General features: G+C 65.1%; 19 protein-coding genes. 16 read left to right on the top strand and 3 right to left on the bottom strand.

What is annotated here, in order from left to right; genetic code table 11:
• Nucleotides 1–24: 24 nt before the first annotated feature.
• Entirely contained in the window at nt 25–663 is a 639-nt protein-coding gene (locus CK220_RS19240) for a TetR/AcrR family transcriptional regulator (RefSeq protein ID WP_095813049.1), read from the bottom strand.
• 113 nt (nt 664–776) lie between these two features.
• Here CK220_RS19240 and CK220_RS19235 point away from each other — a divergent pair, with 113 nt between their 5' ends.
• From CK220_RS19235 to CK220_RS19220, 4 genes are all read left to right on the top strand, one after another.
• Nucleotides 777–3,188 (top strand): FAD-dependent oxidoreductase, encoded by a 2,412-nt coding sequence (locus tag CK220_RS19235; protein WP_095813048.1) that lies wholly within the window; start codon nt 777–779, stop codon nt 3,186–3,188.
• Between the two features lie 12 nt (nt 3,189–3,200).
• The gene (locus CK220_RS19230) at nt 3,201–4,754 is read left to right on the top strand and encodes a trimethylamine methyltransferase family protein (RefSeq protein ID WP_095813047.1); all 1,554 of its coding nucleotides are present in this window, start codon (nt 3,201–3,203) and stop codon (nt 4,752–4,754) included.
• 51 nt (nt 4,755–4,805) lie between these two features.
• Nucleotides 4,806–5,030 (top strand): hypothetical protein, encoded by a 225-nt coding sequence (locus CK220_RS19225; RefSeq protein ID WP_095813046.1) that lies wholly within the window; start codon nt 4,806–4,808, stop codon nt 5,028–5,030.
• Nucleotides 5,031–5,124: 94 nt separating this feature from the next.
• The gene (locus tag CK220_RS19220) at nt 5,125–5,532 is read left to right on the top strand and encodes a DUF3168 domain-containing protein (protein ID WP_095813045.1); all 408 of its coding nucleotides are present in this window, start codon (nt 5,125–5,127) and stop codon (nt 5,530–5,532) included.
• A gap of 116 nt (nt 5,533–5,648) precedes the next feature.
• Here CK220_RS19220 and CK220_RS19215 read toward each other — a convergent pair whose 3' ends face one another.
• Nucleotides 5,649–6,035, bottom strand: a complete 387-nt coding sequence (locus CK220_RS19215) for an ester cyclase (RefSeq protein WP_095813044.1) — start codon at nt 6,033–6,035, stop codon at nt 5,649–5,651.
• A 231-nt stretch (nt 6,036–6,266) separates the two neighbouring features.
• Here CK220_RS19215 and CK220_RS19210 point away from each other — a divergent pair, with 231 nt between their 5' ends.
• The 12 genes from CK220_RS19210 (at nt 6,267) to CK220_RS19155 (ending at nt 20,746) form a co-directional block, all read left to right on the top strand.
• Nucleotides 6,267–6,566, top strand: a complete 300-nt coding sequence (locus CK220_RS19210) for a hypothetical protein (protein WP_095813043.1) — start codon at nt 6,267–6,269, stop codon at nt 6,564–6,566.
• An 81-nt stretch (nt 6,567–6,647) separates the two neighbouring features.
• The gene (locus CK220_RS19205; protein WP_041002188.1) at nt 6,648–7,313 is read left to right on the top strand and encodes a response regulator transcription factor; all 666 of its coding nucleotides are present in this window, start codon (nt 6,648–6,650) and stop codon (nt 7,311–7,313) included.
• 22 nt (nt 7,314–7,335) lie between these two features.
• Entirely contained in the window at nt 7,336–8,724 is a 1,389-nt protein-coding gene (locus CK220_RS19200) for an ATP-binding protein (protein ID WP_095813042.1), read from the top strand.
• A 163-nt stretch (nt 8,725–8,887) separates the two neighbouring features.
• Nucleotides 8,888–9,325 carry a hypothetical protein gene (locus CK220_RS19195; RefSeq protein ID WP_095813041.1) on the top strand — a complete coding sequence of 146 codons (438 nt, stop codon included), beginning with the start codon at nt 8,888–8,890 and terminating at the stop codon, nt 9,323–9,325.
• 111 nt (nt 9,326–9,436) lie between these two features.
• Nucleotides 9,437–10,573 (top strand): c-type cytochrome biogenesis protein CcmI, encoded by a 1,137-nt coding sequence (ccmI, locus tag CK220_RS19190; protein WP_095813040.1) that lies wholly within the window; start codon nt 9,437–9,439, stop codon nt 10,571–10,573.
• 3 nt (nt 10,574–10,576) lie between these two features.
• A complete protein-coding gene (gene ccmE, locus CK220_RS19185) occupies nt 10,577–11,020 on the top strand; it encodes a cytochrome c maturation protein CcmE (RefSeq protein WP_095813039.1) in 444 nt (147 codons plus the stop codon).
• Entirely contained in the window at nt 11,020–13,011 is a 1,992-nt protein-coding gene (locus CK220_RS19180) for a heme lyase CcmF/NrfE family subunit (protein ID WP_095813038.1), read from the top strand. The genes ccmE and CK220_RS19180 overlap by 1 nt, the downstream gene beginning before the upstream one ends.
• Nucleotides 13,008–13,472, top strand: coding sequence for a cytochrome c-type biogenesis protein (locus CK220_RS19175; RefSeq protein WP_066997591.1), 465 nt, complete (start codon nt 13,008–13,010; stop codon nt 13,470–13,472). Before CK220_RS19180 ends, CK220_RS19175 begins: the two co-directional genes overlap by 4 nt.
• Before the next feature lie 119 nt (nt 13,473–13,591).
• Complete coding sequence (locus CK220_RS19170; protein ID WP_095813037.1) at nt 13,592–15,136, top strand: Do family serine endopeptidase; 1,545 nt, start codon at nt 13,592–13,594, stop codon at nt 15,134–15,136.
• Between the two features lie 356 nt (nt 15,137–15,492).
• The gene (locus CK220_RS19165) at nt 15,493–16,167 is read left to right on the top strand and encodes a response regulator transcription factor (RefSeq protein WP_095813036.1); all 675 of its coding nucleotides are present in this window, start codon (nt 15,493–15,495) and stop codon (nt 16,165–16,167) included.
• 125 nt (nt 16,168–16,292) lie between these two features.
• A complete protein-coding gene (locus tag CK220_RS19160) occupies nt 16,293–17,768 on the top strand; it encodes a HAMP domain-containing sensor histidine kinase (protein ID WP_095813035.1) in 1,476 nt (491 codons plus the stop codon).
• Nucleotides 17,768–20,746: a bifunctional [glutamine synthetase] adenylyltransferase/[glutamine synthetase]-adenylyl-L-tyrosine phosphorylase gene (locus tag CK220_RS19155; RefSeq protein WP_176479134.1), complete on the top strand. Its 2,979-nt coding sequence runs from the start codon at nt 17,768–17,770 to the stop codon at nt 20,744–20,746. The genes CK220_RS19160 and CK220_RS19155 overlap by 1 nt, the downstream gene beginning before the upstream one ends.
• Before the next feature lie 48 nt (nt 20,747–20,794).
• Here CK220_RS19155 and CK220_RS19150 read toward each other — a convergent pair whose 3' ends face one another.
• Nucleotides 20,795–23,116 (bottom strand): PAS domain-containing sensor histidine kinase, encoded by a 2,322-nt coding sequence (locus CK220_RS19150; RefSeq protein ID WP_095813034.1) that lies wholly within the window; start codon nt 23,114–23,116, stop codon nt 20,795–20,797.
• Nucleotides 23,117–23,257 lie beyond the last annotated feature (141 nt).

Raw genomic sequence — 23,257 nt, 5'->3', positions numbered from 1 at the left:
ATCGGCCGTGAACGGGGGCAGTTATCACCGCGCCGCGATGAAGCGCATGAAATGCGCCACATCCGCGTCGGACGGCTCCTGGCCGGTGAAGGACCGCAGGTAGGCGGCGAGATGGCTGACACGGGCCTCGACCGGCTCCTTGAGGTCGAGCACGTAATAGCCGATCTGCATGTAGTAGAGCACACGCGCTCGGATAAAGGCGTCCTCGTCGTCGTAGCCGTGCCGGCGGTACATGTCACGGATGGCGCTGAGGCGCTCGTCGTCGGCCCGGTCGATCATCTGCCGCACGTCGGCCGAGCGCCTGGCCCATTCGCGCACGGCGAAATCAAGCCTCGGGTCGAACAGGCGCTCGTCGGCCCAACATTCGAATACGTTCATCACGCCCATGATGATGGTCTCGGCAGGGCGCCGGGCGCGCTCGACGATCGCCGTGGTGTTGGTGTCGTGCCAATGCTTGAGCAACTGATCGAGCAGATCCTGCCGGCTGTTGAAATACCAGTAGAAGCTCGAGCGCGACACGCCGAGCTTCTGGCCGAGGGTGAGCACGCGCACGCTCTCGATGCCGTCTGAAATCAGCGTCTCAAGCGCCAGAGTGATCCAGTCCGAGCGCGTGACCTTGATATTGCCGGGAACCGGTTCGGCCTGCGGAGCGGTCATGATCATGGCCGCACAATAGGCATGGCGCGAAGTGGCGCGCAAGCGACCTGGACACTTATGTCTAGACACTTATGTACAGGACCTGTATCGTAAAGCCCTCCAACGAGAGGGAGAGGCTCGTGAAATCGCATTACCGGGCAGTCGTCATCGGAGGAGGCGTGGTCGGCGCCTCGGTGCTCTATCACCTGACGCGCTTCGGCTGGAGCGACGTGGCGCTCATCGAGCGCGCCGAGCTGACGGCCGGCTCGACCTGGCACGCAGCGGCCGGCTTCCATGCGCTTAACGCCGATCCCAATGTCGCGGCGCTGCAGGATTACACGATCAAGCTCTATCGCGAGATCGAGGCCGAGTCCGGCCAGGATGCCGGGCTGCACATGACCGGCGGCGTCAACATGGCAAGCGATCCGCAGCGCTGGGAATGGCTGAAATCGGCCTGGGCGGTCTTCCAGTCGGTCGGTATCGAGACGGCCCGCCTGGTGACGCCCGAGGAGATCAAGGAGATCTGCCCGATCGTCGATGTCAGCGACGTGCTGGGCGGCCTCTTTGATTCGAACGAAGGCCATCTCGACCCTTACGGCACCACGCACGCCTATGCAGGCGCCGCGAAGAAGCGCGGCGCCGAGGTGATCCTGCGCAACCGCGTGATCGAGCTCAGGCAGCGCGCCGACGGCGGCTGGGATGTGGTCACGGAGAAGGGCACTATCGTGGCCGAGCATGTCGTCAACGCCGGTGGGCTGTGGGCCAAGCAGGTCGGCCGCATGGCAGGCGTCGATCTGCCGGTGACGCCGATGGAGCATCATTATTTCGTCACCGAGGACATTCCGGAGGTCGCTGCCCTCGACAAGGAACTCGGCCTCGCCGTCGATCTCGACGGCTTCTCCTATCTGCGGCAGGAGCGAAAGGGCGTGCTACTCGGCGTCTACGAGCAGGACCCAAAACATTGGAACATGGACGGCGCGCCCTGGGATTACGGCATCGAGCTGATCCCGGAGGACATAGACCGCATCAGCCCTGAGCTTTCGAAGGCCTATCAGCGCTTCCCCTGCCTGGCCAAAGCGGGCATCCGCAAATGGGTCAATGGCGCCTTCACCTTCACGCCCGACGGCAATCCGCTGGTTGGCCCGGTGCGTGGGTTGAAGAACTACTGGGTCGCCTGCGGCGTCATGGCCGGTTTCAGCCAGGGTGGCGGCGTCGGCAAGTCGCTTGCCGAATGGATGATCTACGGCGAGCCGCAGGCCGATATTTTCGGCATGGACATCGCCCGCTACGGCGCCTTCGCCGCCAACCGCGAGTATCTCAGGCAAACCACGCGCCAGTTCTACGCCCGGCGCTTCGTCATGACCTTCCCCAACGAGCGGCTGCCGGCGGGCCGGCCGCTGAAGCGGCCCGGCGCTTATGACGGCATGAGCGCGGCCGGCGCCGAGTGGACGGCCTCATGGGGGCTGGAAATCCCGGCCTATTTCGCGCCGATGGGTTTTCGCGAGGAGACGACGCTGAAGCGCTCCAACGCCTTCGACATCGTCGGCGATGAGGTGCTGCAGGTTCGCCGCGCCGCCGGTCTCGTCGACACCACGGCCTTCTCGCGCTACGCCGTGTCCGGTCCCGGCGCCGAGGCCTGGCTCGACCGGCTGCTCGCCTGCAAACTGCCGAAGCCTGGGCGCGCGAAGCTTGCCCCGATGCTCGGCCATGACGGCAGGCTGAAGGGCGACCTTACCGTGCTCAACTGGGGCGGCGGCGACTACTGGATCATGGGCTCCTATTACCTGCGCGAATTCCACATGCGCTGGTTCGAGGCGCACATGGCGGAAGGCGTCTCGATTAGCGACATCTCGGACGCGATGTCCGGCTTCCTTGTCACCGGACCCAACGCAAGGGAGATCGTCGAGCGCACCGCGCACCAGGACGTCTCCGCCAAAACCCTGCCGTTCATGGCCTGCGCCGAGTTCGACATCGGCATGGTTCGCGCCCGGGTCGCCCGGCTGTCAATCGCCGGCGAGCTCGGCTTCGAAATCAATTGCCCGGCCACCTTGCATGGGACCCTGCGCGAGACGCTGCTTGCCGCCGGCGAAGATCTTGGTCTCGCCGAGATCGGCTACTACGCGCTCAGCGCGCTGCGGCTGGAGAAGAGTTTCGGCATCTGGTCACGCGAGTTCACGCAAGGCTACACGCCCGGCCAGACCGGGCTCGATCGCTTCATCGCCTTCGACAAGAGCGATTTCGTCGGCCGCGAAGCAGCTCTCAAGGAGCGCAAGGCGGGTGTCGCGCGGCGGATCGTAACCCTGGAAGTCGATGCTGTCGACGCCGACGCCAGCGGTTTCGAGCCGGTCTGGCACAAGGGACGCCGCGTCGGCTTCGTTACTTCCGGCGGCTATGGCTACACAGTGGGCAAGAGCGTCGCCCTGGCGTTGCTGGATGACGATTTCGCCGGGCAGGGGACGCAACTTTCCGTACACATTGTCGGCGTCGAACGGCGGGCGCGCGTCGTCGCGGCCTCGCCTTACGACCCGAAGGGCGAGGCAATGCGGCAATAGGGAGGACTGGGCATGATTGATGAAGCCGCGCGCGATCTGAGGCGCGAACGCCGGCGCGGACGCACCGGCGAGGCCGGCACAGAGTCGAGCCGCCGCCCGAACTACCGCTCGCTGAAAAACCCGTTCCTGCCGCAGCCGGTCTTTTCCGGCGATCAGGTCGCCGCGATCCACGACACGGCGCTGCGCGTGCTGGAAGAACTCGGCATCAAGGTGCTGCTGCCGGAGGCGCGCGCCATTCTTGCCAAGGCCGGCGCCCTGGTCGACGAGGACAGCCAGATGGTGCGAATCGGCCGCGACATGGTCGAGGCAGGCTTGGCGTCCGCGCCGCGCTCGATCCCGGTCTATGGGGGCGACCGCTCCCGCGATCTTGCGCTCGAGCTTGGGTCCATGACGTTCCTTGCCGGCTCCGGCGCGCCCAACGTCACCGATCTCGAGCGCGGCCGGCGGCCGGGCACGCTCGCCGCCTTCGAGGAATTCATGAAGCTGCTGCAGCATTTCGACGTGCTGCATATGCTCGGCCCCTGCATCGAGCCGCAGGATGTCGACACCCGCTTTCGCCACTATGCCACCGGCCGGGCGCAGCTCACCTTGTCCAACAAGTTCCCCTTCGTCTTCGCCCGCGGCACGCCGCAGGTCGAGGACAGTTTTAAGATGATCCGGCTGGCGCGCGGCGTCTCGGAAGACGAATTCCGCAACGGCGCCTACTGCTACACCGTCATCAACACCAATTCGCCGCGCCAGCTCGACATCCCGATGGCGCAAGGCATCATCGACTTCGCCAGGTTCGGCCAGGTGTCGATCATCACGCCCTTCTGCCTGGCGGGCGCCATGGCCCCGATCACGGTCGCCGGCGCGCTGACGCTGCAGCATGCGGAGGCGCTGGCCGGGCTGACGCTCGCCCAGATCGTGCGCCCCGGCGCTCCGGTGGTCTATGGCTCGTTTTCCTCCAATGTCGACATGAAGTCGGGTGCGCCGGCCTTCGGCACGCCGGAGCACATCAAGGCGACCTTGGGCGCTGGCCAGCTCGCGCGCTTCACCGGCCTGCCTTGGCGCTCCGGCGGAGGCAGCGCCGCCAATGTCTCCGACGCGCAGGCGGCGCATGAGACGCAGTTCGCGCTATGGGGCTCGGTGCTTGCTGGCGCCACCGTCTGCATCCACGCCGCCGGTTGGCTGGAAGGCGGCTTGAGCGTTTCCTTCGAAAAGCTGATCACCGACATCGAGGCGCTGCAGACAGTCGCCGAGCTTTGCGCCACGACGCCGGGTGATGCCGACGCCATTGGTTTCGACGCCATCGCCGAGGTGCAGCCCGGCGGCCATTTCTTCTCGGCCGCCCACACCATGGCCCGCTACCGCACCGCCTTTTACGAACCGCTGGTGGCCGACTGGTCGAATTTCGGCAACTGGACGCAATCCGGCGGCAAGACCGCGACGGAGCGCGCCACCGGCATCTGGAAGCGGATTCTTTCCGATTTCCAGCCGCCCGCGTCCGCTGCCGCCATCGCCGGCCCGCTCGACGAGTTCATCGCCCGGCGCACCGAAGAGGGCGGCGCGGCGCCGGTGTCGTGAACATCAAGGCAGCAGAGCAACCGCTTTGCGCGAATAAGTCTTGTCGCTGACTTGATCGAGCATGAAGGCCGCCACGCCGGGCTGGCCGTGATGCCCTCCATGCTGGCCGAACCGGAACCGCGCATGGTGCGGCTCACCTCCGAAATTCTTGGCAGCCACCCGGTTTCGCTTGTCTATCGCCGCGAGATCGGTGATGAGGCGCCTGTGCGCGCCGTCATCCGTTTCGTGACCGCCGTGATCAAGGACCAGGCAACGGTGATCAGCGGCAAGGCTTGAGGGCATTGCCTTAAGCAGCCGCCCAACGATCTGGCGAAACGGGTGCAAGGCGGCTACGCTGCGATGAGAACCAGGCAGGCGAGAGGAAGCACATATGACGGCGCCTGGCGATTTGATGCAGGCCTTGTTCCTGCGACTGAAGACCGATGCGTCGCTGTCGGCGCTGCTGGGCGGCGCCGGCCTGCTCGAGCGCGCCGACGCCAAGGCAGCATTTCCGCACGTCACCTACGGCCGCACCAGCGCCTTCGACCTGGACACCGGCGCCGACAACAACGACGACCAACTCATCACGCTCCACATCTGGTCGAAGGCGCAGGGCGAGGCCGAGACGCGGCTCATCATGGACAGCATCAAGGCGCGCCTCGCCGGCGCGGCCCTCTCGATCGGCCCGCGTGGCCAAACGCGCCTGGCGCTGGAATTCGCCGAGGCGCGCTATGACGACGACCTCGAGGTGCACCACGGGCTGCTGCGCTTTCGCGCGCTGACGCAAGAAAGTGCCTGAGAGGCCAGCTTTTCCTTGAGCAATTCCAGGAGAAGTGCGCAGCGGTTTTCCGTCCGGAATTGCGAAAAAGCAAAGAGTTAGAGCAGTTAGGCGTTTCCTCGAAACGATGAACTTCTCTAAAGCTGAGCCTGGATGGCGGCCTTGTCGATGACGGACCAGACCTCGCGTATCCGCCCGTCCTGGAATTCATAAAAGACGTTCTCGGCGAAGGAGACGCGCTTGCCGTTCACCGGCAGGCCGAACAGCATGCCCTTGGGCCTGCAGTCGAAATGCAGGCGGGCCGCCACGCGTGGTGGCTCTGAAACCAGAAGCTCGATGCTGAAACGCAGATCGGGAATGGCCTGAAAATCGCCTTCCAGCATCCGGCGATAGCCCGAAAGCCCCACCGTCTCGCCGTTATACTGCACCTCCTCGCCGACGAAGCGGCCGAGATTGTCCCAATCCTGTTCGTTGAGGCAAGCAATGTAGTCCTTGTAGAGATTGGCAAGGTCGTCGTGGCTCATGGCATTCTCCGATCGTCAACCTGCTTTCATGCCGCAACTAGAGCATACCTAACCCTCGAAAACCGTAGCCGCGCTGGTGATTTTCCGGCTATGAATCCCAGGCTGGGCTAGGTGGGTCCAGGCAGTTGGATCGCATTTGTTCGTCTCGCGCGCAGGGGGTATGGCGGGCATGGATTTTCGGCCGTTCACCGTTCATTTCATGTTCAGCACAAATGCGTTAGTACCGTGATCATGAAAACGTTCTGCTCCCATATTCGCGCCGCGACGCTGGCGCTTGCCGCTGTCGGGCTTTTTGCGTCGCCGGCGACGGCGATGCCGCTCGTCGAGCCATCTGTCGACGAGCCGGTCGTGCTTGCTGCCAACGATTGCTATGCGATCGGCCAGCAGGTCGCCGCGCAGAACGGCGGCACGCTCGCCAAGGCCTCGCAGGCGACGCGCGGTGGGCAGCAGGTCTGCGTGATCGTGGTACTGGTCCCCGGCAAGGAGGGCCAGCGCCCGCGCCGTACCGAGATCGTGGTGCCGCTGAACTGACGCCCAATTCCATTTAACAGGCTTAAGTTTCCTGGCCGGCGGAATCGGCCTATACCTCCACCCTTCAACAGGCTCCGAACCATGCGCGTGCTCGTCGTCGAGGATGACAAGGATCTCAACCGGCAGCTGGCGGATGCGCTGGTCGATGCCGGCTATGTCGTCGACCGCGCCTATGACGGCGAGGAGGGGCATTTCCTCGGCGACACCGAGCCTTACGACGCCGTCGTCCTCGACATCGGCCTGCCGCAGATGGACGGCATCAGCGTCGTTGAGCGTTGGCGCCGCGGCGGGCGCAAGATGCCGGTGCTGATCCTGACCGCGCGCGACCGCTGGAGCGACAAGGTTGCCGGCATCGATGCCGGCGCCGACGACTACGTCACCAAGCCCTTCCACATCGAGGAGGTGCTGGCCAGGGTGAGGGCGCTGATCCGCCGCGCCGCCGGCCACGCCTCGTCCGAGCTCACCTGCGGGCCGCTGAGGCTCGACACCAAGGCCTCCAAGGCTGACGTCAACGGCGTGCCGCTGAAGCTCACTTCTCACGAGTTCCGGCTGCTTGCCTATCTGATGCACCATATGGGCGAGGTGGTGTCGCGCACCGAATTGGTCGAGCATCTCTACGACCAGGATTTCGACCGCGACTCCAACACCATCGAGGTGTTTGTCGGACGCCTTCGCAAGAAGATGGGCATCGATATGATCGAAACCGTGCGAGGCATGGGCTATCGCATGCGAGAGCCGGAGGCGTGACGCGGAACCGCTGAAGCCGACGATGAGAACGTGGCTTTCCAAGCTGCGGCTCTGGCCGCGCTCGCTGACTTTCCGCGTCATCGCCTTTTCCACTATTTGGGCGATCCTGACGCTCGTCGTCATCTTCACCCTCATCACAACGCTCTACCGCCAGGCCAGCGAGCGCGGCTTCGACAGCCTGCTTTCGGCGCACCTGTTCAACCTGATCGGCTCTGTCGGCATTTCCGACAATGGCGCGCTCACCGGCTCGCCCGACCTTGGCGATCTGCGCTTCTCGGAGCCGAATTCCGGGTGGTATTGGTCGGTCGAGCCGGCCTCCGAGGGGGTTCACGGCGAGATCCACTCCTCCTCGATGACGACCTCGATCCTGTCGCCGAGCGTCGCCGAGGTGCCCTTCAACGCGAATTTCCAGCGCAGCTACTCGACCGAGGGCATCAAGGGCGAGGAACTCGAGGTCTTCGAGAGCGAGTTCGTGCTCGATGCCAAGAACCGCGCCGCGCGCTTCCGCGTCATGGGCAATCACAGCGAGCTCGAGCAGGAGATCGCGACCTTCCAGCGCCGGCTGCTCACCTATCTGTCGCTGTTCGGCGTCGGCATGATCGCCATCAACGCCATCGCCATCCTTTTCGGCTTGCAGCCTTTGCGCCGCGTGCGCAATGCGCTGGCCATGGTGCGCGAGGGCACGGCGCAGCGGCTCGACGGACGCTTCCCGGCCGAGATCGAGCCTCTGGCCAGCGAGACCAACGCGTTGATCGAGAACAACAAGCGCATCGTCGAGCGCTCCCGAACCCAGGTCGGCAACCTCGCCCATTCGCTGAAGACGCCGCTTGCCGTGCTGATCAACGAGGGCCGAGCGCTCGGCGGCACCAAGGGAGAGCTCATCGCCGAGCAGGCTGCCTCTATGCAAAAGCAGGTCGACCATTATCTGCAGCGCGCCCGCGTCGCCGCCCAGCGCGACAGCGTCGTCTTCCGCACTCCGGTGGCGCCGCTAGTCGAGCGCATGGTGCGCGTGCTGCGCAAGCTCAACCCGCAGACACAGCTTTCGCTGTCGCCGCCGGCCGCCGGGATCGTCTTTGCCGGCGAGCGCGAGGACCTCGAGGAATTGCTCGGTAATCTGCTCGACAATGCCATGAAATGGGCGAAAAGCGCCGTTGCCGTCTCGGTCGCCACCGTTGCGGGAAGCGCCAACCTGTTTGAAATCGTTATAGAGGACGACGGCCCCGGCATTCCCGACGACAGCGCGCGGGAAGTGTTGAAACGCGGCAAGAGACTCGACGAGACGAAGCCGGGAACGGGGCTTGGATTGGCCATTGTCGCCGACCTCGTCAACGAGTATGGAGGCGCCCTGGCGCTGGAACGGTCCAGCATGGGCGGCTTGAGGGCGGTGGTGAGATTGCGGAGCCTTCAATAATGTTTTTATCGATTTCCGTGCGGCCGGTTGCGACCAAATTTCGGACAACTATCAATACTATGGGCTCGTTATCCTTCCCGATGGCGCGGTTTCCAATCCATCTGGCTCAGGAAATGCATTTCGCCCAAGAAGCCCATCCCGCTCAAGAGAACCGGTTGCTGGCATGAAGATTCGCGTTGCGCTCGTTTCCGCCCTGATGGCCGTGTCGGGCTGTACCACGCTGGGCAGGACCGGCCCGACCTCTCCGGTCACGCCCGTCGCCACGCCGCCAGCCGCCGGTAAGGTGGGAGCCAGCATCGTCGCGGCCATGAATGGCGGGCTTATCGGCGGATCGATCGGTTCGGGTCTGAGCGATGCCGAAAAGCGCAAAGGCCTCGAGGCCGAGTACAAGGCGCTGGAATATAACGCCAGCGGCCAGAAGGTGACGTGGAAGGGCGACAACTCGACCCATTATGGCGAGGTCGTTGCCGCCCAGCCCTATCGGGTCGGCTCGCAGGACTGCCGCCAGTACACCCATACCGTTTATACCAGCGGTTCGGGCGTCACGGCGCGCGGCACCGCCTGCCGCAATGCCGACGGCAGCTGGACGCCGCTGAGCTAGCAACGATCGACGCAATTTGGCATTGATCAAGGACGGCCGGCGCGTCTGTCGCCAAAGCGTCGCAGGGCGTCCGTGTTGGCAGGGCAGGGCTCTGCCTTTATTGGAATAGCCATGCTGTTCTGGGTCATAGCTGCAATCCTTACGCTGGGCGCCAGCCTGGCGGTGCTTTTGCCGCTGGCCGGCGGCATGAAAGGCGGCTCGACCGCCGGCGATCACGATCTCGAAGTCTATCGCGACCAGCTTTCAGAGCTCGACCGCGACATGGCGCGCGGCCTCATCCAGCCGGGTGAGGCGGAGGAAGCGCGCGCCGAGATCGGCCGCCGCATCCTGCGTCTCGTCTCGGACAGCCAGCCAATCACCCGAGCGCCGCGCCCCTCACGCAGCGCAAGGCTGGTTGCGACCGCCGCCGTGCTGGCGGTGCCGCTAGTGAGCTGGGGGCTTTACGGCGAACTCGGCTCGCCGGATCTGCCATCGCAGCCGCTGGCCGAACGGCTGGCCAAGAACCCTGCCGAGTCCTCGGTCGACGAGCTGGTCGCCCGTGCCGAGGCGCATCTCGCCGCCAACCCTTCGGACGGCAAGGGCTGGGACGTGCTGGCGCCGGTTTATCTGCGCCTGCAGCGTTACGCCGACGCGGTGACCGCCTATCGCAACGCCATCCGCCTCGACGGCGACAGCGCCGTTCGCCAGGCCGGCCTTGGCGAGGCGATCGCCAACGCTGCCGGCGGGATCGTCACGGCCGAGGCTCAAGGCGCCTTCGACGCGGCCTTGAAGCTCGACCCCGCCAACGCCAAGGCCAATTTCTATCTGGCGATGGGCCTGGCCCAGGAAGGCAGGAAGGCGGAAGCCGCCGCCGCCTGGCAAAAGATGCTCGGTCACCTTGCGCCCGATTCGCCCTGGCGCAGCGCCGTCCAGCAGGCGCTCGCCGAAACGGCCGAGCCGCCGGCAGCGGCAGGCAAGCCGGCGACCGGCCCGGATGCCGGGCAGGTCGAGGCGGCGCAGCAGATGGCGCCGCAGGACCGGCAGGCAATGATCGAGACCATGGTCGCCAGCCTCGACGACCGGCTGAAGCAAAATCCGCGCGACGAGGAAGGGTGGATGCGGCTCATTCGTTCCTATGTCGTGCTCGGCAGGGCCGACCGGGCGCGCGACGCGCTCGGCCGCGCTGTCGCCGTCTTTGGCGCCGACAGCGAGCAGGCCAAGAAATTCACCGCCTTTGCCGCCTCCCTCGGCGTGACGGCAACGGAGTAGGACATGACGCGCAAGCAGAAGCGGTTGTCGGTGATCCTCGCAGGGCTGGCCTTCCTCGGCGCCGCCGCCGGTCTTACCTTCTACGCGCTAGGCCAGAAGGCATCCTATTTCTACATGCCCGCCGACCTCGCCACCGCAACCGTCCAGCCCGGACAGCGCATTCGTCTCGGCGGGCTCGTCGAGAAGGGAACCATCGTGCGCGGGCAGGGCGCCACCGTCGCCTTCTCGGTCACCGACAAGCAGAAGTCGGTGAAGGTTGCCTATACCGGCATCCTGCCCGACCTCTTCCGCGAGGAGCAGGGCGTCATCACCGAAGGTGCTTTCGGCCCGGACGGCGTCTTCGTCGCCGATAGCGTTTTAGCCAAGCATGACGAGCGCTATATGCCCAAGGAAGTCGCCGATGGCTTGAAAGCCAAGGGCGTCTGGCAGGAGAGTAAGAGCCAATAATGGTTGAGACCGGACATTTCGCGCTCGTCCTCGCCTTCGCGCTGTCGCTGGTGCAGATGCTGGTGCCGTTGGTCGGCGCTCGCACCGGCAACCAGCGGCTGATGGCGGTCGGCGGTCCGGTCGCGGTCACCGGCTTTGCGCTCACCGCGCTGTCCTTCACCGCTCTTGCCACCGCCTATGCCGGCTCCGACTTCTCGGTGGCGAGCGTCTGGGAAAACTCCCATTCGCTGCAGCCGATGATCTACAAGATCACCGGCACGTGGGGAAACCACGAAGGCTCGATGCTGCTCTGGGTGCTGATCCTGACCTTCTTCGGCGCGCTCGTCGCTGTCTTCGGCTCCAACTTGCCGGCGACGCTCAAGGCCAATGTGCTGGCCGTGCAGGGCATGATCGGCGCCGCCTTCTTCCTGTTCATCCTGGCGACGTCCAATCCCTTCGTCCGGCTGAACCCGGCGCCGATCGAGGGCCGCGACCTCAACCCGATCCTGCAGGACCTCGGCCTCGCCGTCCATCCGCCGCTGCTCTATCTCGGCTATGTCGGTTTCTCGATCTGCTTCTCCTTCTCGGTCGCAGCCCTGATCGAAGGCCGCATCGACGCCTCCTGGGCGCGCTGGGTTCGGCCCTGGACGCTGGTCGCCTGGATGTTTTTGACCGGCGGCATCGCCATGGGTTCCTACTGGGCCTATTACGAGCTTGGCTGGGGCGGCTTCTGGTTCTGGGACCCGGTCGAGAACGCCTCCTTCATGCCCTGGCTCGCCGGCACGGCGCTCCTCCATTCGGCAATCGTCATGGAAAAGCGCTCGGCGCTGAAGATCTGGACGCTGCTGCTGGCCATCCTCACCTTCTCGCTGTCGCTGCTCGGCACCTTTCTTGTCCGCTCCGGCGTGCTCACTTCGGTCCATGCCTTCGCCACCGATCCGGCGCGCGGCGTCTTCATTCTCTGCATCCTGACGCTGTTCATTGGCGGCTCGCTGGCGCTGTTTGCACTGCGCGCTTCCAAGCTGACCGCAGGCGGCCTGTTCCACCCGATCTCGCGCGAAGGCGCGCTCGTGCTCAACAATCTGTTCCTGACCACGGCGACCGCGACGGTGCTCGTCGGCACGCTCTATCCGCTGGCGCTTGAGGCCATCACCGGCGGCAAGATCTCGGTCGGCGCGCCCTTCTTCGACCTGACCTTCGGCCCGCTGATGCTGCCGCTGCTCGCCATCGTGCCGTTCGGGCCGCTGCTTGCCTGGAAGCGCGGCGACGTCCTTGCAGCCTCGCAGCGCCTGATGGCGGCCTTCGCAGTTGCGATTGCCGCGATGCTGGTCACCGGCCTGTTCATCGATGGCGCCTCGGTCTTCGCCGCGCTTGGCGTCGGACTCGCCGTCTGGCTTGCCGCCGGTGCGCTGACCGACATTGCCGTCAAGTCGGGCGCAGGGTCGGTGGCGCCGGCCGTCATGCTGAGGCGCTTTGCCGGCCTGCCGCGCTCGGTCTTCGGCACCGCGCTTGCCCATTTCGGCCTCGGGCTCACCTTGCTCGGCATAGTCGGCACCTTGTCCTTCGGCACCGAGAAGATTCTCACCATGCGTCCCGGCGAGACGGTGGAACTTTCCGGCCACACGCTGCGCTTCGAAGGGCTCTTTCCTCAGAAAGGCCCGAACTTCACCGAAGATCGCGGCCGCTTCGTGCTGATTGGCACCGATGGCAATGCCGATGGCGAGATCACCTCGGCGAAACGCTTCTATCCGGTGCGGCAGACAGTTACGACCGAGTCCGGCATCAGGACGCTGGGTCTGAGCCAGCTCTATCTGTCGCTCGGCGATGGTGCCAAGGACGGCTCTGTCGTCGTGCGCCTGTGGTGGAAGCCGTTGGTGACGCTGATCTGGGGCGGCGGGCTGGTGATGATGGCGGGCGCCGCCATGTCGCTGCTCGACCGGCGCCTGCGCGTTGGCGCCCCCGCAAGGCGCCGCAAGGCGGCTGCCGCTGCCGCACCCGCGAGCCCGACATGAAAGCGAAGTTCTCGCTCGCCTCGCTGATCCTCCTGCTGGCGTTGGTCTTCGCCGGCGCGGCACAGGCCGTGAAGCCCGATGAGGTGCTGCCCGATCCGGCGCTGGAGGCTCGCGCACGCGCGCTTTCCGAAGGCCTGCGCTGCATGGTTTGCCAGAACCAGTCGATCGACGAATCCGACGCCGATCTGGCCCGCGACCTGCGCATCCTCGTGCGCCAGCGCCTCGTCGCAGGCGATACCGACCAGCAGGTGATGGATTACATCGTCTCGCGCTACGGCGAGTTCGTGCTCTTGAAGCCGCGCTTCAGCCTGCGCAACGCGCTTTTGTGGGGCACCCCGGCGCTTCTGCTTCTGGCCGGCGGCATCTTCATCGTGCTCAGCACCCGTTCGCGCCGCCCCGCGCCGGACAGCACGCTCAGCGCCGAGGAACAGGCGGCGCTGGACAAGCTCCTGCGCGACTAAGCGCCAACATTACAAAATTTTCATGTATCGGAAATGGCGCCGTAATGTGCGCCTCACTAAGTCTCTTTTCCGAGGATGCTCGCCTGAGCGCATCCACTTCGAAAGAGGAAACGAGACCCATGAATATTGCTCCCAATTCATATTCAAGCACCCGCAAGCGCCTGATGGCGGCTGTCGCGTCCCTGGCCGTCATTGGCGCGGTCGGCGCGGGCGCGCTTGCCACCGGCACTGCCCCCGTGCTGGCCGATGCTGTGCGTGTCGAGGCTCCGCAGGTCCCGAGCTTCGCCGACGTCGTCGAGCGCGTCTCGCCGGCGGTGGTCAGCGTCAAAGTGAAGGCCAAGATCCAGCCGACGGCCGATGACGGCTCCGACGATCAGAACGGCTTCGACAACCTGCCCGACAATCCGCAGCTGCGCCGCTTCTTCAAGGAGTTCCGCGGCTTCGGCGATCAGGGCGGCCAGTTCGGCATGCCTCGCTTCAACCACCGCAACCACGGCAATGGCGAGCCGCGCCCTGTCGCTCAAGGTTCGGGCTTCTTCATTTCCGAGGACGGCTACCTCGTCACCAACAACCACGTGGTTTCGGAAGGCTCCGACTTCACCGTCGTCACCAATGACGGCAAGGAGCTCGACGCCAAGCTGATCGGCACCGATCCGCGCACCGACCTCGCCGTGCTGAAGGTCGATGGCGGCGGCAAGTTCACCTATGTCGACTTCGCCGACGACTCCAAGATCCGCATCGGCGACTGGGTGGTTGCCGTCGGCAACCCGTTCGGCCTCGGCGGCACCGTCACCGCGGGCATCGTCTCGGCCCGCGGCCGCGACATCGGCGCCGGCCCCTATGACGACTTCATCCAGATCGACGCCTCGGTCAACCGCGGCAATTCGGGCGGTCCGACCTTCAACCTCAACGGCCAGGTGATCGGCATAAACACCGCCATCTTCTCGCCGTCGGGCGGCAGCGTCGGCATCGCCTTCGACATTCCGGCCTCGACCGCCAAGCAGGTGGTCGAAGACCTGATGAAGAACGGCTCCGTCCAGCGCGGCTGGCTCGGCGTCGAGATCCAGCCGGTCACCTCCGACATCGCCGAGTCGCTTGGCCTGAAGTCGGACAAGGGCGCGCTGGTTTCGAGCGCCCAGGACGCCGGTCCCGGCAAGAAGGCAGGCATCGTCGCCGGCGATGTCATCACCCAGGTCGACGGCAAGGACGTCGCCTCGCCGAAGGAACTCGCCCGCATGATCGGCGCTTACGCGCCCGGCAAGTCGGTTGATGTCACTGTCTGGCGCAACGGCAAGAACGAGACGGTCAAGGTCGATCTCGGCACGCTGCCTTCGAGCGACAAGCAGGCCTCGAACGACGACGGCAACAAGCAGGCGGCCCCCGCCAAGGCCGATACGCTTGCCGATCTCGGCCTCACCGTCACCAAGTCGGAAAACGGCAAGGGCCTGGTGGTCACCGATGTCGATCCGGACAGCGATGCGGCCGACCGCGGCATCCAGCCCGGCGACGTCATCACCTCGATCAATTCAAACGAGGTGAACACCACCGACGACGTTTCCAAGGCGATGACCGACGCCTCCAAGTCGGGCCGCAAGGCCGTGCTGATGCAGATCACCCGCGACGATAGCAACCGCTTCGTCGCGCTGCCCGTCGGCAAGGGCTGATCTGGTAGAGCGGTTCATCGTTTCTCGGAAACGCGGAACCGCTCTATTTCTTTGTTTGACGCAATTCCGGACGGAAAACCGTTTCACACTTTTCCTGGAATTGCTCAGCGACTTTCCTTGCGGCGGTTTCAACACCCCCGAGCCGCCGCCGGGAAAACATGGGCCGAGCACGTCAGTCAGTCACCGTGTTTCGCTCCTGGCGGCAGCGGGTTTCCCATCACCCGCTGCCGCTTTACCAAGCACGGTGCCCACAAGCGGGTACCGGTCTGGGGATCACGATACGCGGCTGGCGAACGCAAAGGCGCTGAGTCATGGCTGCCCCTCAACCTTCCGGTGAAATCGCGTATAACGGCCCCATGAAGATTCTCGTCATGGAAGACGATCGCGAGGCTGCGGACTATCTGCAGAAAGCCTTCGCCGAGGCGGGTCACACCGCCCATGTCGCCGGCGACGGCGAGACCGGCTTCGCGCTTGCCGATGCCGGCGACTATGACGTGATGGTGGTCGACCGCATGATGCCGCGCCGCGACGGGCTGTCGGTGATCGCAGCGCTCCGCTCGCGCGGCAACACCACGCCGGTGCTGATCCTGTCGGCGCTGGGCGAGGTCGACGACCGCGTCACCGGGCTGCGCGCCGGCGGCGATGACTATCTGACCAAACCCTACGCGTTTTCCGAATTGCTTGCCCGTGTCGAGGTGTTGAACCGCCGCGCCAGCGCCCGGGAAACCGAGACCGTCTACCGCGTCGGCGATCTCGAGCTCGACCGTCTGTCGCATTCGGTCAAGCGCGCCGGCCGCGAGATCACGCTGCAGCCGCGCGAGTTCCGCCTGCTGGAATATCTGATGCGCCATGCCGGCCAGGTGGTGACGCGCACCATGCTGCTGGAAAACGTCTGGGACTATCATTTCGATCCGCAGACCAACGTCATCGACGTTCATGTCTCGCGCCTGCGCGGCAAGATCGAAAAGGGTTTCGACAAACCGATCCTGCATACCATCCGCGGCGCCGGCTACATGCTGAAAGGCGGCTAGAGCATGATCCCGAACCGAAGAGCCATCGCAAAAACTGGGAACCGGTTTTCGGAAAAGATTATGCTACAACAAATGGTTAGATCGGGATGACGATGCAGCCAATCGTCATCCTGATCTAGGCGCAAATGGCTCTTTCTCTGCCGGCCATCATGAAGACGACGGCGGCCCGGCTCTCGGCGCTTTACCTTCTGCTTTTCGCGCTGTGCGCCGTGCTGCTCGTCTTTTACATGACGTCGCTCTCGGCGCGCATGCTGACGGCGCAGACTCAGGACACAATCAATGACGAGACCCTGGGATTGGCTCGCGCATACAAAAATGGCGGCCTGCCGTTGCTGGTGCGCGTGGTTGAAGCCCGCTCGCGCCAGCCCGGCGCCAACCTCTATCTGATCGCCGACACCAACGGCCAGATCCTGACCGGCAATGTGCAGAGCCTGGAGCCGGGAGTCATCGAAACCGAGGGCTGGACGACGGAGCCCTTTTCGTACCATCGCTTCGGGGAGGGCGAACTCGACAGATTGCGTAGCGGTGGCACCGATCAGAGCGCGCCGTCCTCGCGCGACAGCAGCGCACAGTCGGAAGGCGAGGAAGGCCACAACGCTATCGCGCTGGTGCTGCGACTCCCCAATCAGATGATCTTGCTGGTCGGCCGCGATCTTGGCGAGCCCGAGCGCTTCCGCGCCGTCATCCGCCGCGCGCTGATGCTGGCGCTGGGCATGATGGGGCTCGGCGGCCTCTTGATCTGGTTCTTCGTCGGACGCGCCGCGCTGAAGCGCATCGACAGCGTCTCCGACGCAAGCCGCCGCATCATGGGCGGCGATCTCAGCGGACGGCTGCCGGTGACCGGCGCCGGTGACGAATTCGACCGCTTGTCCGAAAACCTCAACACGATGCTTGCCCGTATCGCCATGCTGAACGAGGGGCTGAAGCAGGTCTCCGACAACATCGCTCACGACCTAAAGACGCCGCTGACCAGGCTGCGCAACCGCGCCGAAGCCACCCTTGCCGGCAAGCACGAGACGACCGACTACCGTCAGGCGCTGGAGGGGACGATCGCCGAGTCCGACCAGCTCATCAAGACCTTCAACGCCATCCTGATGATCTCGCGGCTTGAGGCCGGCTATTCCTCCGAGACAACCGGCCCGGTCGACCTCGCCGCTACGGTGAGCGATGTCGTCGAGCTCTACGAGCCGGTTGCGGAAGAGGCAGGCGTCGTGCTGGAAACCGCGGTGTCGGAAGCAGTTACCATCAACGGCAATCGCGAGTTGATCGGCCAGGCGCTGTCGAACATCGTCGACAACGCGATCAAATACTCGACCGGCGCCGCCGAGAGCCCGAAAGTGCGCGTTACGCTGGAACCCACCGGCGGCGAGGTCAAGCTCGCCGTTTCCGACAACGGCCTGGGCATTCCCGACGATGCCGACCGCGCCAGGGTCACCGAGCGTTTCGTGCGGTTGGAGAAGAGCCGTTCGCAGCCGGGCTCGGGTCTGGGCCTTAGCCTCGCCAAGGCGATCATGACTTTCCACAACGGCAGGCTTGATCTTCTACCCGCCAATCCCGGATTGTCCGTAGTCATGAGTTTCCCGGTACGGGAGACGCATTGATGGCGGCGAGGATGGCAAAGAAGAAGATCGACACGGAATGGCAACTCCGACCGACGCTGGCGCTTCGTCCGCTCGACGGCGACCATGCCCGGCGGGAATTGTCCGAGATCGCTGACGCGGCCGAGGAAGACGGCCTTCCGCGTCTCGCCGCGTTCCTCGCCGGCGAAGGACCGCTACAGGATCTGCTCGCCGCCATCTTCGACCTGTCGCCGTTCCTGCGCGATACCGCCCGCCGTCGGCCGGCCATTCTCGACACGCTGTTCGGCCAGACGATCGAAGCGCGGCTCAACGAGATCGGCGAGGCGGTTGATCGCGCGGCGCGGGCCGAGAATGTTTCGGAATCGAGCCTGATGATGGCGCTCAGGCAGTTCAAGGCCGAAGCGCATTTCCTCATCGCGCTAGCCGATCTGTCCGGCGAGGCCGAGACCGCGCTGACGGTACGCCGTCTGAGCGACCTGGCGGATGCCTGCACACGCGCCGCCGTCGATTTCCTGCTGCTCGACGCGCACGGGCAGGGCAAGCTCAAGCTGCCCCATCCAAAAGACCCGGCGCGCGGCTCGGGCTGGATTGTGCTCGGCATGGGCAAGCTCGGCGCGCATGAGCTGAATTTTTCCTCCGACATAGACCTCGTCGTCTTCTTCGATCCGGAGGCGCCGGCGGTCGTCGATCCGGTCGATGCGACGGAGCTGTTCTCGCGCCTCACCCGCCGCCTCGTGCGCATCTTGCAGGACCGCACCGAGCATGGCTATGTCTTCCGCACCGATCTGAGGCTGCGCCCCGATCCCGGCTCGACGCCGCTCGCGATCCCGGTCGAGGCGGCGCTTCGCTATTACGAGGCTCGCGGCCAGAACTGGGAGCGCGCCGCCATGATCAAGGCGCGGCCGGTGGCCGGAGACCTTGCCTCAGGCTCGGCCTTCCTCAAGGAATTGCAGCCCTATGTCTGGCGTAAATACATGGACTACGCCGCGATCGCCGACGTCCATTCGATCAAGCGCCAGATCCATGCCCACAAGGGCCACGGCGAGATCGCGGTTAAAGGCCACAACGTCAAGCTCGGCCGCGGCGGCATCCGAGAGATCGAGTTCTTCGTCCAGACGCAGCAGCTGATTGCGGGCGGCCGCTTCCCGGAACTGCGCGGCCGCGAGACGGTGCCGATGCTGGACGCGCTCGCCGCGCGCGGCTGGATCACCGCCGATGCGCGCGATGCGCTCACCCGGCAATACTGGTTCCTGCGCCGCGTCGAGCATGCCGTCCAGATGGTGGCCGACGAGCAGACGCATGTCCTGCCGGAAGAGGACGAGGAGTTGGAGCGTATCGCGCTGATGCTCGGCTTCACCGGCGAGGCGGAATTCGCGGAAGCTTTCCGCGCCTCGCTGCAGCAGGTCGAGCGCCATTATGCGGCGCTTTTTGAGACGGCACCCGAACTGTCGGCCGGCGTCGGCAACCTGGTCTTCACCGGTGATGTCGACGATCCCGACACGCTGCAGACCTTGCATCGCCTCGGTTTTCAGCGGCCGAGCGATATCTGCCGCGTCATCCGCGGCTGGCATTTCGGCCGCTACCGCGTCACCCGGTCGGCGGAGGCGCGCGAGCGGCTGACGGAACTGACACCGGCACTGCTCAAAGCCTTCGGCCAGACGCGCCGCGCCGACGAGGCGCTGGTCCGCTTCGACGAGTTCCTCGCCGGCCTGCCGGCGGGCATCCAGCTCTTCTCGCTTTTGCAGACCAATCCGGCACTGCTCAAGCTGATGGCGACGATCATGGGCGCCGCTCCGCGGCTCGCCGCCATCATCACGCGCCGCCCGCATGTGTTCGACGGTCTGCTCGATCCGGCCTTGCTCGCGGAACTGCCCGACCGCGCCTATCTCTCCGCGCGGCTTGCGGCCTTCATCGAGGGAGACCGCGCATACGAGGACGTGCTGGACCGGCTGCGCATCTTCGCCTCCGAGCAGAAATTCCTGATCGGCGTGCGGCTGCTTGCAGGCTCCATCGATCCCGGGCGCGCCGGTCGCGCCTTCTCCGACCTGGCCGATCTCACCATCGAGGCGGCGCTCGACGCAGTCATTGCCGAGTTCGCGTTGCGCCATGGCAGGATTGCCGGGGGCAGGGTCGCGCTGCTCGGCATGGGTAAGCTCGGCAGCCGCGAGCTCACTGCCGGCTCGGATGTCGATCTCATCCTGCTCTATGATCACGACGCGGATGCGGAAGACTCCGACGGCGAGAAGCCGCTGGCGCCCTCACATTACTACACCCGCATGACGCAGCGGCTGATCGCCGCCGTCTCCGCGCCGACGGCCGAGGGCGTGCTTTACGAGCTCGACCTCCGCTTGCGCCCGTCCGGCAACAAGGGGCCGGTCGCCACTCATGTCGACGCCTACAAGAAGTATCAGCGACAGGATGCCTGGACCTGGGAGCACATGGCGCTGGCACGAGCACGCGCCATTGGCGGTGACGCAGCGCTTTGCGCCGAGGTCGAGGACGAGGTGGCGGCGGTTCTCGCCCAGCCGCGCGACAGCGCCAAGGTGAAGGCGGATGCCTCCGACATGCGGGCGCTGATCGACACGGAAAAGCCGCCGCGCGATCTCTGGGACATCAAGCTGATCCCCGGCGGCCTGATCGACCTCGAATTCATCGCCCAGGTCGCGGTCATCACCGGCGCGGTCGAACCTGGCAGGCGGGCAACCGCGACCGCAGAAGTGCTGGCGCGGCTGGCCTCCGGGTTCGCGGCGCCTGATGTCCGGCAGGAGCTTTGCGAGGCTTGGCGGCTCTATCTGGCGCTGACCCAGATGATCAGGCTCTGCCTTACCGGCGAGTTCCAGCGTGACGATGTTCCGCCGGGGCTTTCGGATCTGCTTCTAGCGGCTACCGACCTGCCGGATTTCGGTGTGCTCGAAGCGCATCTCAAGGAGACGTCGCGAAAGGTTCGGAAGGATTTCGACCTTCTGCTTCGCGCGGGAGCGCCGACCTCGCGAGGTTGACTGCACGCCTCATTCGTTGGTGCCAGCGTCTCGACTTCGGCCCGTAGACTAAGCCGCCACCTTCACTATGGGCGGCGCCTTCTTCAGCGGGATGCGGACCGACACGATCGTGCCGATACCTTCGGTGGAGCGAATCTTCAGCGCGCCCCCCTGCAGCTCGGCGAGCGAACGCGAGATGGCGAGGCCCAGGCCGGAACCGGTGTGGTTCTTGGAGAACTGGTTTTGCACCTGCTCGAACGGCCGCCCGAGCTTGCTCAGCGCCTGCTTCGGGATACCGCAGCCATTGTCCTCGATGGTGAGCACCAGCGCGCCTGAGGCGCTGCGCGCCCTAACCGTGATCTTGCCGCCCTGTCCGGTGAACTTCACCGCGTTGGAGAGCAGATTGATGGCGATCTGCTTGATCGCACGGCGGTCGGCGTAGAGCCGCATCGCATCGGCGATGCGCGTCTCTACCGTGATCGACTTCTCCGCCGCCTGCAGCGAGATGACGCGAACCGTTTCCTTGATCAGCGGGCAGAGGTCGATCTCCTCGCGGTCGAGCGAGAACTGACCGGCCTCGATCTTCGACATGTCGAGTATGTCATTGATGACGCCGAGCAGATATTTGCCGCTGCCGTTGATGTCGCTGGCATATTCCTCGTAGCGCTCGGAACCCAGCGGTCCAAACAGGCCTTGCTGCATCAGCTCGGAGAAGCCGATGATGGCGTTGAGCGGTGTGCGCAGTTCGTGCGACATATTGGCGAGGAATTCGGATTTCGCCCGGTTGGCGGCCTCGGCGCGCTCGGTTTCCTTCATGTATTTGCGATTGAGCTCGACAAGCTCCTTGGCGCGTTCCTCCTCGGCGCGGCGGGCGAGGCTGAGGTCGTGGATCGTCGCCATCAGGCGGCGCTCGCTGTCGACCAGCTTTTCCTGATGCAGCTTGATCTGGGTAATGTCGGAGCCGACCGAGACGATGCCGCCGTCTCTGGTCCTAAGCTCGTTGACCTGCAGCCAGCGGCCGTCGGCGAGCTGGCGCTCCAGCGTGACGCCGCCATGCGGCCCATTGGCGTTGGCCAGCCTGCGCTCGGAGGCGAAGGCGAGCATGCGCTCCTCCAGCATGTCGCGGGTCGCGCCCGGCATCACGTCACGGTCCGAGAGCCCGTTGTCCTGCTGGAATTTCGAGTTGCACATGATCAGCCGTTCGGCGGCGTCCCATAGCACGAAGGATTCGTTGATGTTCTCGATCGCCGTGCGCAGCCGCATGTCCGCCGCTTCCGAGCGCAGCGCGAGATGCCGCTGCTCGGTGACGTCGACGGCAATGCCGATCAGCTGGATCTCGGGCGCCTCCGGGTCGATCACCTGGGCGCGGGCGCGCATCCACACCCATTGCCCGTCGGCGTGGCGCATGCGGAACACCTGGTCGATATGGTCGATCTCACGCTCGACGATGCGGTTGGCGAGCTCGAAGAGGTCGCCGTCGTCGGGATGGATGATCTCGTCCACCTCGCCGAAGGACAGCATTGTATCGCAGGGCTCGTAGCCCAGCATGTCGTACATCGAGCGCGACCAGTACATCTTGCCGCGCACCATGTCCCAGTCCCACAACCCGCAGCGGCCGCGCACCAGCGCCATGTCGATGCGCTGATGGGCTTCGAGATAGATGCGGTCGGCCGCTTGGGCGCGCGCCGCCTGGCCGAAATAGGCATAGAGGATGACGATCAGCACGCCGGCCGTCAGCACGAACAATGTGACGTTGAGCGATACCGTCTTGCGCCAGCTTTCGAACACCGCCTCCTTGGGCACCAGCACCGCCGCGGCGTTCTTGCGGTCGCCGGTGAGACTGACGGCGGCGAACCAGTCCTTGCCGCCGATGCTGACATCCATGACGCCGGCGCGATCCCCGAACATGAAGAGCGGCTGGCCGCCGAGCACGAGGCTGTCCAGCGAGCGTCCCTGCCAGCCGGTCGACAATGGCGATACCGCGACGATCTTGAAAGCGCCGTCGGTGATGGCCAGCACGTGGCTGCGGCCCATGGCGCCTTGGCGGCTGGTCTTCTCCAGAAGGTCCATGGCATTCACGCCGGCTGCGTTCGGGTCGGCGGCAATCGCCTGTGCCATCTGGCCGGCGGCTAACGCCAGCACCGACTTGGCGTCGCGTTCGACCTCGTCACGGTCGTTCACCAGCGACAGGAAGCGCAGTGCGGCGATGACGATCAGGAAGATGATGATGAGTGCGGGGATGGAGCGGCGCAGCAGCGGTTCCGCCGCCAGCAGCCGCCGGTAGGCCGGCTCGGCGATCAGACGCGCATTGCCGGCAGGCCCGCCGCTCCTTGCCTCGCGACGCGCAAAAGCTCTCCCTCCGGGCGCGCCCCACGCGTCCGTCTTGGCCATAAATGGCACTCCCCGATTGCCGTATACTTGACGATCCGGCTACGCCGCACGTCCGAATCGTCAATAAGGAATCAAAGGTGATTCGCCTTGTCCAGAGGCACGGCCAAAAAAGATTAAAAGTTGATTGAAATTGGCGCTTTT

This window comes from Mesorhizobium sp. WSM3860 (assembly GCF_002294995.1).
Classification (GTDB): Bacteria; Pseudomonadota; Alphaproteobacteria; order Rhizobiales; family Rhizobiaceae; genus Mesorhizobium.
Note: the sequence above shows the minus strand (reverse complement) of the source record. Positions and strands in the feature narration are given on the sequence as shown.